Source organism: Kribbella sp. NPDC051936 (assembly GCF_040680955.1).
Classification (GTDB): Bacteria; Actinomycetota; Actinomycetes; order Propionibacteriales; family Kribbellaceae; genus Kribbella.
This window is the reverse complement of record NZ_JBFAXS010000006.1, coordinates 670,949-685,561: the sequence shown is the minus strand read 5'-3', so window position 1 is coordinate 685,561 and position 14,613 is coordinate 670,949. Positions and strand designations below refer to the sequence as shown.

13 protein-coding genes are annotated in these 14,613 nt (G+C 68.9%); 7 read left to right on the top strand and 6 right to left on the bottom strand.

Translation table 11 applies throughout. From position 1 onward, the window contains the following. Positions 1 to 292 precede the first annotated feature (292 nt). Positions 293 to 619 (bottom strand): hypothetical protein, encoded by a 327-nt coding sequence (locus tag AB0L64_RS24500; protein WP_363713484.1) that lies wholly within the window; start codon positions 617 to 619, stop codon positions 293 to 295. A gap of 463 nt (positions 620 to 1,082) precedes the next feature. On the opposite strand from AB0L64_RS24500, the gene AB0L64_RS24495 reads away from it, so the two are divergent. Beyond that, positions 1,083 to 1,688, top strand: a complete 606-nt coding sequence (locus AB0L64_RS24495; protein WP_363713482.1) for a rhomboid family intramembrane serine protease — start codon at positions 1,083 to 1,085, stop codon at positions 1,686 to 1,688. 184 nt (positions 1,689 to 1,872) lie between these two features. Here the strand turns inward: AB0L64_RS24495 and AB0L64_RS24490 are convergent, their stop codons facing one another. Then, positions 1,873 to 2,826: an aminoglycoside phosphotransferase family protein gene (locus AB0L64_RS24490; protein ID WP_363713480.1), complete on the bottom strand. Its 954-nt coding sequence runs from the start codon at positions 2,824 to 2,826 to the stop codon at positions 1,873 to 1,875. Positions 2,827 to 3,454: 628 nt separating this feature from the next. Next, entirely contained in the window at positions 3,455 to 3,838 is a 384-nt protein-coding gene (locus AB0L64_RS24485) for a hypothetical protein (RefSeq protein ID WP_363713478.1), read from the bottom strand. A 172-nt stretch (positions 3,839 to 4,010) separates the two neighbouring features. On the opposite strand from AB0L64_RS24485, the gene AB0L64_RS24480 reads away from it, so the two are divergent. Next, complete coding sequence (locus AB0L64_RS24480; protein ID WP_363713476.1) at positions 4,011 to 4,604, top strand: helix-turn-helix domain-containing protein; 594 nt, start codon at positions 4,011 to 4,013, stop codon at positions 4,602 to 4,604. 17 nt (positions 4,605 to 4,621) lie between these two features. Continuing rightward, positions 4,622 to 5,899, top strand: a complete 1,278-nt coding sequence (locus AB0L64_RS24475) for an MFS transporter (protein WP_363713474.1) — start codon at positions 4,622 to 4,624, stop codon at positions 5,897 to 5,899. Here the strand turns inward: AB0L64_RS24475 and AB0L64_RS24470 are convergent. Both AB0L64_RS24470 and AB0L64_RS24465 read right to left on the bottom strand, forming a co-directional pair. After that, positions 5,829 to 6,932: a hypothetical protein gene (locus tag AB0L64_RS24470; protein ID WP_363713472.1), complete on the bottom strand. Its 1,104-nt coding sequence runs from the start codon at positions 6,930 to 6,932 to the stop codon at positions 5,829 to 5,831. The two genes, AB0L64_RS24475 and AB0L64_RS24470, sit on opposite strands and share 71 nt — an antisense overlap. A gap of 197 nt (positions 6,933 to 7,129) precedes the next feature. Next, entirely contained in the window at positions 7,130 to 8,746 is a 1,617-nt protein-coding gene (locus tag AB0L64_RS24465) for an acyltransferase (protein ID WP_363713470.1), read from the bottom strand. A 107-nt stretch (positions 8,747 to 8,853) separates the two neighbouring features. Between AB0L64_RS24465 and AB0L64_RS24460 the strand changes: the two genes are divergently transcribed. The 4 genes from AB0L64_RS24460 (at position 8,854) to AB0L64_RS24445 (ending at position 13,660) form a co-directional block, all read left to right on the top strand. Next, entirely contained in the window at positions 8,854 to 9,939 is a 1,086-nt protein-coding gene (locus tag AB0L64_RS24460) for a LacI family DNA-binding transcriptional regulator (RefSeq protein WP_363713468.1), read from the top strand. 508 nt (positions 9,940 to 10,447) lie between these two features. Further along, positions 10,448 to 11,767: a sugar ABC transporter substrate-binding protein gene (locus tag AB0L64_RS24455; protein WP_363713466.1), complete on the top strand. Its 1,320-nt coding sequence runs from the start codon at positions 10,448 to 10,450 to the stop codon at positions 11,765 to 11,767. An 86-nt stretch (positions 11,768 to 11,853) separates the two neighbouring features. Continuing rightward, the gene (locus AB0L64_RS24450; protein ID WP_363713464.1) at positions 11,854 to 12,828 is read left to right on the top strand and encodes a sugar ABC transporter permease; all 975 of its coding nucleotides are present in this window, start codon (positions 11,854 to 11,856) and stop codon (positions 12,826 to 12,828) included. Further along, positions 12,821 to 13,660: a carbohydrate ABC transporter permease gene (locus tag AB0L64_RS24445; RefSeq protein WP_359927295.1), complete on the top strand. Its 840-nt coding sequence runs from the start codon at positions 12,821 to 12,823 to the stop codon at positions 13,658 to 13,660. The genes AB0L64_RS24450 and AB0L64_RS24445 overlap by 8 nt, the downstream gene beginning before the upstream one ends. 95 nt (positions 13,661 to 13,755) lie before the next feature. Here AB0L64_RS24445 and AB0L64_RS24440 read toward each other — a convergent pair whose 3' ends face one another. Continuing rightward, entirely contained in the window at positions 13,756 to 14,595 is an 840-nt protein-coding gene (locus tag AB0L64_RS24440; RefSeq protein WP_363713461.1) for a hypothetical protein, read from the bottom strand. Between the last annotated feature and the right edge of the window lie 18 nt (positions 14,596 to 14,613).

Genomic DNA, 14,613 nt, shown 5'->3' with positions numbered 1-14,613 from the left:
CGCCCAGTCCTCCACGTTCAACACCTCACGATCGTCACGGAGGTGGGTCAAAGTTCACCCGGAACCAGAGGGTCAGTATTCAGCCGGAACCGACAGGCGCAAACGCACAGGTCGCCGGCCCACGTCGTACGCGCAGGTCGGGCGTGAAGTCGCCCGCACGAGTCGCACGTCCGCGTCGGCCGCCCGCGTCGCCCGAGCAGTCGTACGCCGACGTCGCCCGCGCAAGTCGTACGCGCACGTCGAACGCGCAGGTCGCCCGCTCACGTCGCCCGCCGGCGTCGCCCGTCCAGTCCTACGACGACGTCGCCGGTCCAGTCGTACGCCGACGTCGCCCGCGCAGGTCGGTCGCGCAGGTCGCCCCCACGAGTCGCACGTCCGCGTCGCCCGCCAGCGTCGCCCGCCAGCGTCGTACGCGCAGGTCGCACGCCCACGTCGCACGCCCACGTCGCACGCCGACCTCGCCCGCGAAGGTCGGGCGCGTAGTCGCCCGCACGAGTCGCACGCCCACGTCGCACGCCGAAGTCGCCCGTTCACGTCGCCCGTTCACGTCGTACACCGACGTCGCCCGCTCGGGTCGTACGCGCACGTCGTACGCGCAGGTCGCACGTCCGCGTCGCACGGCGACGTCGCCCGCATCGGTCGGGCGCGCAGGTCGCCCGTACGAGTCGCACGTCCGCGTCGGCCGCCCGCGTCGTGCGTGCGGGTCGCCCGCCCACGTCGTACGCCGACGTCGCGGAGGTCCCACGCCAGGTCGCCCGCGCCGCACGCCGACGTTGTACGCCGACGTCACCAGCGCAGGTCTGGCGCGCGGGTCGCCCGCGCCGCACGCCGGTGTCGCCCGTCCACGTCGTACGCCGACGTCGGTCGCGCGCAGGTCGGGGGCGCAGGTCGGGGGCGCAGGTCGGGGGCGCAGGCTCTCCCCTGGCCATCCTCGGCTCGAGTGTGGCTGACGAGGTGTCGGGCGGGGGTGCGCTTGCTGGCCAGGTTCGGGGCAGTGTGGGGCGAGTGGGCGGTGGTGGCTGATCTTCAGGGGCGTGGGCTCGCGGCCGTGGTAGGCCTCTGGTCGCGTTAGGTTTTGGCGCGTGACCACGGACGCCGTTGCGCCTCATCCGCTGGGGGCGCTAAGGGCCGGGTCGCGGCGGCCGTTTCTGACCGGTGTGGTGTTTCTGGTGACGCTGGGGTGCGGCGTTGCCCAGCTCGTTCATCGGCCGTTGTACGACCAGGTGGTTCGGGATGCGGCACGGATCGACGACGGTGAGTGGTATCGGCTGGTGACCGGGATGTTCTTCCAGGACGGCTGGACGGCCGGTCTGGTCGTCAATCTGGTTTGGATGGCGGTGGTGGGTACGGCTGCCGAGCGGGTGTTCGGGCGGGGCCGTTGGTCGGTGCTGTACTTCGGCTGCGGCTTGTTTGGTCAGTTCGTGAGTTACGTCTGGCTGAACCCGGTCGGCGCGGGCAACTCGATGTGTAGCGCTGGTCTGCTCGGTGCGCTGGCGGTGGTGGTGATGGTTGCGTCCCGCCGGTACGGCGTCGAGTTCCCGAGGAACCTACGGATGTCGGCGTTCGTGGTGCCGGTGCTGGCCGTGATCGGCACGGTGCTCCAAGACAATCACGGCCTGCCTTGCTTGCTCGGGATGGCGCTGGGGCTTCTCCTCCTGCCGCCATCGGCGCGCACCACCCAGCCATAGCAGGCTCAACCCGCCGTTCTGTGGGCACAGGCCCAGCCTGTGGCCGTGAGGCATCCTCGCGCGGGGGCTCCTCGTGTGGGCGGTGACTCGTTTTGGTCTGTGACTGATGCGAGTGCGACCGGCCTTCGTGCAGGGGCTGTGCGACGTACCAGAACCGGAAGGGTGGCCAGTGGGGAACCCGCGGTTAGCCGAGGCGCCGTAGGGCTGTTTCGATGGCGAGCTCGACCCGGGACGTCATGCCGGGCACGTCGACGGGGCGGCGCCCGGCGACCTGACCGCGGATCCACTTCGAGCCGCTCTCGTCGTAGTGCAGCAGGGCATACAGGTCCCACCACGGATCGAGAGTCGCACCGGCGATCGACTCGTACAGCGACCGAAGCTGCTCCGACCATTCGGGCGAGTAGAGCGCCGCCAGGTACCGCCGGCAGTGCCCGACGTCGATCGCGCGCGATCCCCGATGGATGGAGTTCCAGTCGGTCAGGCCGGTGATTCTTCCGCGTGACCACAGCATGTTGACCGGCAGGAGATCGCAGTGCAGAAAGACGGCGGGGTCCTTTGGCGGTGGTGCCGCCATGGCACCGAATGCCGACTTCCACACCGCCGGCTTCTGTGCGTCGACCGGCACCTGAAACCCGTCCCGAGGAGCGATCCAGGAATCTGTCCATGGTCTGAACGTCTTTGCGGGGAGATCGAGGGAATGCAGCAGTACGGCGATCTCCGCGATCCTCGTCAGCCACGACCGAGGCTCCGCTGGACTGAGGTGAACATGGCCCGGCAGCCGTGTCATCAGCAACGATGGCGCGCCGCCCGTCGAGGCACCGGCAACATCGGTGGCCAGGATGCTTGGAACCGGGAGCCCGCTTCCCGCCACCACACCTAGGTTGGCGATCTCCTTCTTCAAGGCTTCCTGCAGGTCAAGGCCGGCCGGGTACTGCCGCAGTACGACGAACGTTCGAGTTCCACGTCGCTCGACAGTCAGGCGATTCACGGCGGAGCAGACGCCACCGGTCAATCGGCGATAGCCGACGACGCGGCTGCCTCGGCCCATCGACGCCGCAACCCAGGCGAGGCTCTCCGCAGAGGGACGACGTTGTCTGAAACCACCGTCTCTCCAGTCGCCATCCATGAGCGCGACCATATTCGTCGGGGGTCTGCGGCGACAGGGGTTTTCCAACCCGCCGCAGACAGGACGCCAAGCGGCACCTGCAGTCGGCCAAGAACCGAGGGCGCGAGGCGGGCGGCCTTCGCGATGCTCCCGCCGACGACAGCTGCTTCGCCGGGGCGGTTGCGTCGCAGAACGGAGGGCCCGACGCCGAGGCCGCCCGGACACAGTCGCCACCCACGGCACGTCCGGCGGTGCGTGATGTCGGTGAAGGGCGGAGTGCGGCGTGGCGATAATTCGCAACGGTTCTGCGGACGGCAGTTGCTTCGCCGGGCGGTTGGTCGCCAGGGACAGGCTCGTGCCGCCGCAGGCGGCTGAAAGGCAGTTGCCGCCGGTAGTGCGCCCGGAGGTGCGAGTGGTCGGCGAAGGATGCGACCGCGAGGCGGCGTCCTCTCGCGGCGGTCCCACGGACAGGTGTTGCTTCGCCGGGGCGGTCGCGCGGCAGGACGGGGCGCCGGGGGCCGCCGGAAACACAGCCGCCGCCCCACGGCATGTGTTGTCGGTGAAGGACGGGACCAGTCGGCATCCTCTCGCGGAGGTCCTGCGGACGGCAATTGCTTCGTTGGGGTGGACGGGGCGTGCGCCGAGGGCGGGTGGGTGGGGGTCATGGGGTGGGTGTGGGGGTGGCTGGGTCTGGGTCTTCGTCGAGGAGGCCCAGGTTTCTCAGGCGGGTGATGATGCCGCCTTCCTGGCGGCCGAGGGCTTCGCTGAGGTCGTCGATGGGGGCGCCGTTGTTGTGCATCTCGATCAGGGTTTGCTCGTCTTCGGGGGACCACGGGCGGAAGGCGTTGGGGTGGGTTCTGCGAGCTTTTTGGATCTTGCGGGTCATCGAGTTCGGGTTGACGGGCTCCAGGGAGCGGATGCGGGCCTGGCGGTGGCGGCCGACCTCCTCGCCCTTGAGCCAGAAGATCACCGCGCCGTCGGTGAAGGTCATCAGGTCGGCGGGCACGTCGCAGTAGTCGGCGTCGTCGAACATCACGCGGATCATCGGGACATCTCTCTTTCCTCAAGCGGGCACGTCGGGGTTCGTGGTCGACAGAGAAGATGCCGTGATCGCGCCGGGTCCGGCGGGGCGATTTGCGAGTTGTGGACAACCAGACTGCAGAACTTCTTTGCAAAAACACTTTGCAAAGAGGCTTTGCAATCCTATGCTCTGAGCCATGAGCGACGAGAACCAGAGCGTGGAGCCGGCCCGCACCGTCCAGCTGGATCGGCACCTCGTGCGCGCGCTGGCGCACCCGATGCGGAACCGGATCCTCGGTCTGCTCCGCGTGTACGGGCCGCAGACCGCTACGACCCTGGCCGGGCGGCTCGGGGTGAACACGGGCGCGACCAGCTACCACCTCCGGCAGCTCGCCGACGCAGGGCTGGTGGTCGAGGACGACAGCCGCGGGAATGCCCGCGACCGCTGGTGGAAGTCGGCGCACCAGGGCACCGAGTTCAACGCGACCGAGTTGCTGGACCAGGAGCCTGAGCTGGCGCTGGGCTTCCTGCACGGCGTCGGCCAGACGTACGCCGAGAACATCTTCGGCTTCATCGACGCGATGCAGACGATGCCCGAGGACTGGCGCGACGCCAGCATGCTCTCGGACTACTTCTTCCATCTGAGGCCCGACCAGCTGGCAACGATGATGCGCGAGGTCATGGCGGTCCTCGAGAAGTACAAGACGCCGGACCTCACCGCTCCCCTGCCGGAGGGCGCCGAGCAAGTCACCGTTCAGATCCAGGCGTTCCCGCGCGAGACGCGCCAGTAAGCACACAGGGGGAGGCAATGATGGGCGACAAGGGCAATCGAGCGCCGTTGGCTGCGTTCCTGGTGGCGAACGTCGTGTCGATCTGCGGGACCCGGGTCAGCGCGATCGCGATCCCGTGGTTCGTCCTGATCACGACGGGATCGCCAGTGAAGACCGGTCTCGTGGCGATGGCCGAGATGGCGCCGCTGGTCGTGGTGAAGGCGATGGGCGGCCCGCTGATCGACAAGGTCGGCGCCCGCCGGGTCAGCGTCGTGGCAGACACCGCGAGTACAGCGGTGGTGGCGCTGGTCCCCCTGCTCCACACGCTCGGCTTCCTGCACTTCCCGACGCTGCTGGTGCTGGTCGCGATCGCCGGAGCGCTCCGCGGACCGGGCGATGCCGCCAAGGCCACGCTGATCCCCGACATCGCCAGAGCGGCCTGGGTCCCGTTGGAGCGGGTGACGGGTCTGGAGAGTACGACGGAACGCCTGGCGGGCTTCTTCGCGTACGCGCTGGCCGGCGGCCTCATTACCCTGGTCGGAGCGGTCAACGCCCTGTGGATCGACGCGGCGTCGTTCGGCGTCTGCGCCGTACTGATCACCCGCTGGGTCCCCAAGTGCGCCACGTCCCCATCGAAGGAGCAGGGCTACGGCCGCCAACTCCTGGAGGGCTGGACCTTTCTGCGCACCGACCGGCTCCTGCTGCCGCTGGTCGTCATGATCGCGGTGACCAACCTGCTCGACGCTGCGACCAGCACCGTACTGCTGCCCGTCTGGATCAAGGAGCACGGCTACGGCCCAGGTCACACCAGTCTGATCCTCACCTCGTTCGGAGTGACCGCAACGCTGTTCGCCCTGCTCGCGTCGGCCATCGGTGACCGCATCCCGCGCAAACTGGTCTTCACGGTCGCGTTCCTGATCGCCGGAGCGCCGCGCTTTGTGGCGATGGCCACCGACGTACCGATCTGGACCCTGATGGCGGTGTACGCCGTCGGCGGCATCGGCGCGGGCTTCATCAACCCCGTGCTCGGCGCGATCCAGATCGAGCGCATCCCCGGCCACCTGCTCGGACGGGTCAACTCGCTGTCCAACGCGGCCTGCTGGACCGGCGTACCGCTGGGCGGCGTGGTCGCCGGGGCTGCCGTCACGGCCATCGGTCTCGCGCCCGCGCTGCTCGCCGGGGGCCTGGTCTACCTGATCGCGACGATGTCACCGGTGCTGATCGGCCGGCACGAGAAGTGGCGGGCTACACCGGGTCCGACGGATCCTCCGGGAACGGCGGCAGATCCAGATCGGGTGGCAGTCGGAGCGTCCTAGCCTTGGTGGCGTTGTCCAGCTCGCGCCGCATCCGCTCCCGCTCCGCCCGCAGCAGCCCGAGCATCACCAGGTCCAGCAGCATCCCGCCGGCTGCCGCGAATTGCGTGGCTGCGAACTGAAAGACCTGTGTCATCAGCAACGACACCAGCACCGCCAGCTCGAACAGCCGGACCGCGCGGGCCCGGTTGCGCCTCCGCAACGCCAAGGCGCCGCGCACGGTGAACGTTGCCGACAGCAAGCTCCCGACCGCCACCCCGAGCACCGGGAGGTGGTTGAGACCGTTGCCCAGCACCGCGGCGATGACGAGCGCGGCGAAGAACTGGACCGCCAGTACGGCGACAGCGATCGGCGGCGCCTTCGGATGCGTGGCAAGCCGCTCGAACCCGCGCTGCAGCGCCCGCCAGGCAGCGTCCACCGGAGCAGCCAGCTCCACCTCGTCAGGTGGGCAGGCGGCCAGCAGCTCGGACGTCTGCCGGCGCCCTTCGATCTGCGCGGGGACCGTGCGGAGGAGCTCCGCGGCCTCGGCCCGGCGGCGCCGGGACAGACCGCCCGCGACCCCCTCGACGGCGTGGTCGACGACATTCGCCAGCTCCTCCCGCGGGTCGATCGGCCGGCGGGTGCTGAGGAAGCGGGTGCCGAGCACGATCAGCACGAAGACGACGTACACGATCGCGGCCGTCGGCTGGTAGAAGTAGTTGTTGTCCGAGGTGACGAATTTCCCCACCTCGTCGATGAACAGCCCGAACCCGATCCCGCCGATCGTCGCTGCGGCCGGCCGCACCACCGGCCCGACGTACCCGAGCAGCAGCGAGATCGCGATCAGCATCAGCAGACCGCCGGGCAGGACGTGGGCGATATGCAGGCCCTTGCCGCCGATCTGCGGGTATCCGCTGAGGCTGAGGATCAGCCGGGTCACCAGCACCGTCGCCACCCCGGACACCACGAATGTGGTCAGGTGCTCCCCGGACCGCACGTTCCGGACCAGCCCGGCCCGCATCAGGTACGACGAACGTTCACCGGCCGAGGGCGTCATGCGGCGACGTTATCGGACGAGGGCAGCCACCACGACGATGACGACCAGGGCGGCCAGTACGAGCGAGGTCACCAGTCGGCGCGTGCGGGGGTCCACGTGGTCAGGGTATGGGGAAGTTCCCGGCCGGAGTGCCGTGGGGGTCGACCCGCCGCCTGATCTCCGGCAGCGCGGCCGCCGCGGACTGCTGTAACTCCGGTTCAGCGGAGGGTGACCAGCGGCTCCGGGCGGTGTACGCCGCGTGGTCGGTAGCCGAGGGCGTCGGAGTGGCCGAGGTAGTCGGACAGCAGCCAGATGATCGCGAGCCACATCTCGGTGCCCTGCAGGCCCGGGGTCGCGCGGTCGTCGGTGCCGTCGGGGGCGAAGGCGAAGCCGGCACCGTCGACCCAGCGCGGGAGGATCGCACGCAGCTGCTCCTCGGCCCAGCGACGGCCGTCCTGCTCGCGGTACGCCGTCTGCTTACGGGCAAGCCACAGCGGGTGGATGACGTCGAGAACGTTGCAGGCGTTGTAGTTGTCGCCGGTGAACATCCGCCGGTCGTTGCTGTGCGCAAGAACCGTGGCGACGGCCTGCTCCGGGTACGGCAGCGGGAGGCCGAACTGCGCGTACGTGCCGCGGGTGAGGCGGTAGAAACCGTTCACGACCTGCAGCAGCCCGTCGTCGGGATGCGATGAGCCCCACGCGCCGGTCTCGGGATCGGCGCGGGTGTGCAGCCAGCCCATCAGGAGCTCGAGTTCGCCGGGCTTCCCGTTGAAGGCGAGCGCCGTACCGAGGCCGTCGATACCGGAGCCGGCGGACCAGGCCCTCCTTGCCCAGGGCAAGTTGTCGAGCTGGTCGAGGGTGAAGTCGGTGCTGATCGGGTGCTCGAAGCTGCTGCCGAGGACCTGGAGCGCGTACCCGACACACAGGACGTGATAGCTCGCGGGGCCTTCCAGGACAGCGAGTTCGGCATCCGACGGCTTGCCCAGACCGTCGTCGGACAGGTCCCCTGGCGATACCAGTCCGGTCGCCGGGTCCTGGCGCGCGCGGAGCCTCCGGACGAGGTTGTCGCGGGTGTGGCCGGCCGGCGTACGGCGTACCAGCAGGTCCGCGATCTCGACGGCGTCGCACCACGGGCGGATCTCGGGCTCCCGGTCGATGCCGGGCCGGTCGACGAACCGGACGCCGTCCCAGCACCGCGCGAGCACGTCGTCGACCTGCTCCCGGGCCTTGGCGGCGAACTCCTTCAGCAGCGTGGGCAGATCACCTGACATGGACGCTCCTGTCCGCGAGCGGAGGATTCGGGCGGGGTTCCCGGCCGCGACCGAGTTGGCCGGGATGTTCTTGGTGACGACCGCGCCGGCGCCGATGATCGTGTGCGGCCCGACCGTGACGCCGTCCAGGATCGTGACGTTGGAGCCGATCCAGACGTCGTCGCCGATCGTGATGCCGACGGCGGTGTGCGGCTGCTTGAAGATCGGCTCGCCGGGCGCGGTGCCGTGGTTGAACGCGAGCAGCGACGTGTGCGCGCCGATCCGGACGCCGTCGCCGATCGTCACCTTGCCGCGGACCGCGGCGAACGGGTTGATCGTGGAGTCCGCGCCGAGCGCGATGTGACCGGTGACGTAGGCGTGCGCGGCGATGTACGACCGGTCCCCCATCCGCAGCTCGTCGCAGTACACCGCGGCCGACTCCGCGACGTACACATCGGCGGAGAGCTCGACCGACCCGCCGAGCCGCGCCTGCCGTTCGGCCTGCCGCTCACGCTCCGCCTCCGAGGCCTTCCGGGCGTACTCCCACGGCAGGAAATCCAGTCGCAACGGCTCGTTCGGCAGCATGGGAAAACGCTATCCAATTCTCGGGACACAGACCAGCCCTCAAACGCCGCTGCTAACCTCCGGTCTGACATGAACACTTTTCCGTCTGTGCGAGGGGTGGCCGGGCGATGACGACGAGCGGATCCGTTGCGGACGGCGACGACGCCGACGGCGACGGCCCGGGGAGCGGCACGCGTCGCAGCCACCGGGTCACGATCAGCGACCTGGCGCGTCGCCTGCACATCTCGAAGGCCTCGGTCTCGTACGCACTGAACGGCCGCGCCGGCGTCAGCGAGGAGACCCGGCGGCGGGTGCTCGACCTGGCCGAGGAGCTGGGCTTCCACCCGAACTCCGCCGCCGTCGCGCTGTCGGCGAGCCGGACCCGGACGATCGGGATCGTGATCGCCAGGGACCCCACGCTGATCTCGACCGAAGCGTTCTACATGCGCACGCTGGTCGGCATCGAGCAGTACCTCAACGAGGTCGACTCGTCGCTGCTGCTCCGGCTCACCGGCGAGCACGGCGAGGACCTCGACGTCCTGCGGCGCTGGTCGCGGCAGGGTCGCGTGGACGGGTTCATCCTGTTCGACGAACTCGAGGACGACCAGCGGATCCAGCTGCTGAAGGACCTCGGGATGCCGTGCGTCGTGGTCAGCTCGAACGCGCCCGACGACTCGGTCGGCCGGTTGATCAGCTCGCCCGACGAGACCGTGGCGCTGCTGCTCGACCACCTGGCCGGGCTCGGGCACACCGACATCGCGCACATCAGCGGGCCGTTCACGTTCATCCACGAGCGGCTGCGGGTGCAGACGCTGCTCAAGCAGGCCGAGCGGCACGGCATCACGGTGCGGCACATCGAGGGCACCTACCGGTACGACGACGGCGCAGAACTCACCCGCCGGCTGCTGACCGGCCCGAACCCGCCGACCGCGATCGTGCTCGGCAACGACCTGATGGCGGTCGCGGCGCTCCGGGTCGCGATGGATCTCGGTACGGCGGTGCCGGGCGAGGTCTCGATCGTCGCCTGGGACGACTCGCCGCTGTGCGAACTCGCCCGGCCCGGGATCACCGCGGTCGACCAGAAGACCATGGAACGCGGCCGGGCCGCCGCCGACCTGCTGCTCCGCACCATCACCGCGGACACCGCCCTGCACGAGGAGGCGCCGCCCGGCGAACTCCGCCACCGCGAGTCCTCCGGCCCCGCCCCCTCCTGAAGCCCACCACGAAATTTGCCTGGCCTACCAGGCAAATGTGGGGTTATCCACCCAGGTTCAGGGTGCCTAACCCCGCATTTGGTGGGTCAACCAGGCAAATTGGGTCCACCCGGGGCGCTCGTCCGCACCGCCCGGGGCGCTCGTCCGCACCGCCCGGGGCGCTCGTCCGCACCGCCCGGGGCGCTCGTCCGCACCGCCCGGGGCGCTCGTCCGCGCCGCGCGGGGCGCTCGTCCGCGCCGCGCGGGGCGCTCGTCCGTGCCGCGCGGGGCGGGCCGGGTTTCGGCGTGGTTTGGCTCAGTTTGAAGACTTTGTGAAATCGGGCGCTTCCGGAGAGTGTTGGATTGCGTTTTCCGCGGGTGCGGTGAAGGTTGGGCGGGTCACGAGGTCGTAACGAAGACGCTCGAACTGAACCGGTTAGGGTTTCGGAACTTAACCGGTTAGGCCAGTATGGGGCCGATCCGCCCCCGCAGGTCCGCGGGGGCTCGAGACGGGACGAGGGAGTCCGACGTGAGACTGCGTTCGCTTGTAGCCGCGGTGGCGGCGACCGCCCTGGGAATCAGCCTGGCCGCCTGCGGGGGCGGCGATTCGGACGATGCGTCCGGCGGCGGTTCGGGTGGCGACCAGACGCTGACCTACTGGGCCAGCAACCAGGGCACCAGCCTGGACAACGACAAGGAGGTGCTGACCCCGGTCCTGCAGAAGTTCACCCAGGACACCGGCATCAAGGTCAACCTCGAGGTGATCGGCTGGAACGACCTGCAGACCCGGATCCAGACCGCGATCACCTCCGGCCAGGCGCCGGACGTGGTCAACATCGGCAACACCTGGGCGGCCTCGCTGCAGGCCACTGACGCGTTCCTGCCGTTCGACGGCGACGCGATGACCGCGATCGGCGGCAAGGACAAGTTCGTGCCGACGGCTCTGGCGACCGGCGGCAAGGAAGGCACCGACCCGACCTCGGTCCCGCTCTACGGTCTGGCCTACGGCCTGTACTACAACAAGGCGATGTTCGCCGCGGCCGGCCTGCAGCCGCCGAAGACCTGGGAAGAGATGGTCTCGGCCGCGCAGAAGCTGACCAACCCGGCGAAGAAGCAGTGGGGTATGGCGCTGGCGGCCGGCAGCTACACCGAGAACGTGCACTTCGCGTTCATCAACGCCGCGCAGAACAAGGCCGACTGGTTCAACGGCGACGGCAAGCCGACCTTCACCGGTGACGGCAACGTGCAGGGCGTGCTGCGGTACCTCGACCTGATGCAGAAGGACAAGGTCGCGAACCCGGCGAACGCGCAGTACGACAACGGCACCAAGTCGGTGAACGACTTCGCCACCAAGAAGGTCGCGATGGTCATCAACCAGAACAACGCCGACTCCTCGATCGTCGCCAACGGCATGAAGGCCGGCGAGTACGGCGTCGTACCGTTCCCGGCTCCGGCCGGCGGCGAGCAGGTGGCCAGCCACGTGGCCGGTATCAACCTGTCGGTCTTCAAGAACACCAAGCACAAGGACGCGGCGCTGAAGTTCGTGAAGTACATGACCGACGCGCAGACCCAGACCACGCTGGGCAAGCCGTTCTCGTCGCTGCCGGTGCTGAAGGACGCCAAGCCGGTGTTCACCACCGACGCGGCCGAGGCGGCGACGTTCCAGGACGTCTACAACACCAAGTCCAAGCCGCTGCCGCTGGTGCCGGCCGAGGACCAGTTCGAGAGCACTGTCGGCAAGGCGATGAACGCGATGTTCGCCAAGATCGCGACCGGCGGGACGGTGACCGCCGACGACGTCAAGGCGGCGCTGAAGACCGCCGAGGACCAGGTGGCGGCGAGTAGCTGACCTGTCCCCAGTGGCCCGGACGGCAGCGTCCGGGCCACTGCCCGCGTCAGCCCACCGATCCGACAGACAGGAGGCGACACCCCCGGATGTCCGTCGCCACAGAAACCGCCGCTCCGGCGCCGGCCAAGCCGGCCAGGAACCGCAGCCGCCTCGAGCACCGGCCGGGCCTGAACCGGTGGCTGCCGTACGCGTTGCTCGCCCCGGCCGTGCTGCTGGAACTGTTCATCCACATCATCCCGATGCTGGTCGGGATCTGGATGAGCTTCGTCAAACTGACCAAGTTCTTCATCGCGAACTGGTCCTCCGCGCCCAGCGCCGGGCTCGGCAACTACAAGGTCGCGCTCGACTTCAACAACGCCGTCGGTGCAGGGCTGCTGAAGTCCTTCGGCGTCACGGTCGTCTTCTCGCTCGTCACGGTCGCGTTCTCGTGGGTGCTCGGGATGGCCGCCGCGGTCGCCCTGCAGCCGGAGTTCCGCGGCCGGGGCCTGGTCCGGACGCTGTTCCTGGTGCCGTACGCGCTCCCGGCGTACGCCGGCATCCTGACCTGGAACTTCATGCTCCAGCGCGACACCGGCGCCGTCAACCACGTCCTCGAGCAGTTGCACCTCAGCGACGGCGGGACGTTCTGGCTGATCGGCGGCAACGCGTTGATCTCGCTGATCACGGTGGCCGGCTGGAAGCTGTGGACGTTCGCGTTCCTGACCTTGATGGCGGGTATGCAGAGCATCCCGCGGGATTTGTACGAGGCCGCATCGGTGGACGGCGCCGGCAACATCCGGCAGTGGCGCAACATCACGCTGCCGTCGCTGCGGCCGGTCAACCTGGTGCTCGTGCTGGTGCTGTTCCTGTGGACGTTCAGCGACTTCAACACGCCGTACGTGCTGTTCGGTACGGCGCAGCCGCCGGCCGGTGACCTGATCACCTTCCACATCTACAACGCGTCGTTCCTGACCTGGAACTTCGGCACCGGTGCGGCGATGTCCGTGCTGCTGCTGATCTTCCTGATGATCGTCACCGGCGCGTACCTGCTCGTCACCGGAAGGAGGTCGCGCCGTGCGTGAGACCAGGGGTTTCAAGATCTACCGCGGTGTCACGCTGACGGTGCTCGGGCTGTTCGTCCTGGTCCCGCTGTACGTGATGGCGACGTCGTCGCTGAAGCCGTTGAAGGACGTGCAGGGCGCGTTCACCTGGTGGCCGTCGAACCTGACGCTGGCGCCGTTCGTGGACATGTGGAAGACGGTGCCGCTGGCGAAGTACTTCGTGAACTCGACGATCGTGTCGGTGGCCGCGACGGTGTTCTCGGTGGCGATCGCGATCCTGGCCGCGTTCGCGGTGTCGCGGTTCAAGTTCCGGGGCCGGACCGTGTTCACCACGACGGTGCTGTCGACGCAGATGTTCCCGGGCGTGCTGTTCCTGCTGCCGTTGTTCCTGATCTTCGTGAACATCAACAACCAGTTCGGGCTGCAGCTGGTCGGGACGCGGCTCGGGCTGATCATCACGTACCTGACGTTCAGCCTGCCGTTCTCGATCTGGATGCTGGCCGGATACTTCGACAGCATCCCGCGTGAGCTGGACGAGGCCGCGCTGGTGGACGGCTGCGGTCCGATGGGCGCGCTCTGGCGGGTCGTCCTGCCCGCGGCCCGGCCCGGCGTGATCGCGGTCGCGATCTACTCGTTCATGACCGCGTGGGGCGAGGTCCTGTTCGCGTCCGTGATGACCACCGAGGCCAACCGCACTCTGTCGGTCGGCCTGCGCCAGTACTCCACGCAGACCAACATCTACTGGAACCAGATCATGGCCGCGGCCCTGGTCGTCAGCGTCCCCGTCGTCATCGGCTTCCTCCTGGCCCAACGACACTTCGTCGCCGGTGTAACCGCCGGCGCGGTCAAGTAGACGGATCTGCAGCACTCATCAATCGTCCGAGGAACGACCGCCTGAGCGTGGCGGCCCTTCCTCGGATGCGATTGATGAGTGCCGGCGGTCCGGCCTCAGTACTCGGAGACTCCGCGGATGGAGACCGAGGTCGAGTAGAAGCTGGCGTACTTGCCGTTCTTGCCGACGGTTGCGCCGCTGTAGCCCTGGGTCGACAGGCGGTAGCCGCCGATCTTGGCGTCGCGGGTCGAGCTCGGCCCGGAGGTGGGGATGCCTGCGCCCTGCATCGCGAACGCGACGATCTGCTGGCGCACGGACGCGTCTTTGACGAACAGCGCCAGCGCTCCGGGCAGGCCTTGTTTCAGGGAGGCGACGGCGCCGGTGATGCACTGCGGGCAGTTCTGCACGCGGGCGCTGCTGCTGCCGCTCACGTCGACGTACTCGGCGTAGTTCTTGTTCGAGTAGTGAGGACTGATGTAGACGTCCAGCGTGCCCTTGTTGCACTCCCAGCGGCGGTCCAGCTTGCAGACGTAGCCCTTGGACTTGAACGCCGTGACGAGTGAGGTGACCGTGGCGCCCGGGATGCACCCGTTGCAGGGCGCAGCCGGTGCGCTGGGGCTCTCACCAGCGGTAGGGCTGCCCCCGGTGCTCGGCTCCTCCGTCGGGGCCTCGCTCGCCGTGGGCTTCGCCGACGGCGCGACCGGCTTGGCCGAACCGTCGGCGGCGTCGTCCGAGCCGCCGGTGAACCGGGTGACCACGAACACACCGGCACCGATGAGCATCAGCGCACCGACGATCGCGACCACGATCGGCCCCACCTTGCGCGACGGCGGAGGTGGCGGCGGGTAACCGCCGTACTGCTGCTGCCCGTACTGTTGGGGGTACGGCGGCTGCTGCGGGGCCTGTCCCCCGTACGGCGGCTGCTGACCGGGGTAACCGCCCTGATGGTTGCTCACCGCCACAATGTAGTGACC

Bases quoted from the DNA above. Each gene is read 5' to 3' on its own strand.
- AB0L64_RS24490 (WP_363713480.1), bottom strand. From the start codon at position 2,826: ATGGTCGCGCTCATGGATGGCGACTGGAGAGACGGTGGTTTCAGACAA.
- AB0L64_RS24485 (WP_363713478.1), bottom strand. From the start codon at position 3,838: ATGATCCGCGTGATGTTCGACGACGCCGACTACTGCGACGTGCCCGCC.
- AB0L64_RS24480 (WP_363713476.1), top strand. From the start codon at position 4,011: ATGAGCGACGAGAACCAGAGCGTGGAGCCGGCCCGCACCGTCCAGCTG.
- AB0L64_RS24475 (WP_363713474.1), top strand. From the start codon at position 4,622: ATGATGGGCGACAAGGGCAATCGAGCGCCGTTGGCTGCGTTCCTGGTG.
- AB0L64_RS24470 (WP_363713472.1), bottom strand. From the start codon at position 6,932: ATGACGCCCTCGGCCGGTGAACGTTCGTCGTACCTGATGCGGGCCGGG.
- AB0L64_RS24465 (WP_363713470.1), bottom strand. From the start codon at position 8,746: ATGCTGCCGAACGAGCCGTTGCGACTGGATTTCCTGCCGTGGGAGTAC.
- AB0L64_RS24460 (WP_363713468.1), top strand. From the start codon at position 8,854: ATGACGACGAGCGGATCCGTTGCGGACGGCGACGACGCCGACGGCGAC.
- AB0L64_RS24450 (WP_363713464.1), top strand. From the start codon at position 11,854: ATGTCCGTCGCCACAGAAACCGCCGCTCCGGCGCCGGCCAAGCCGGCC.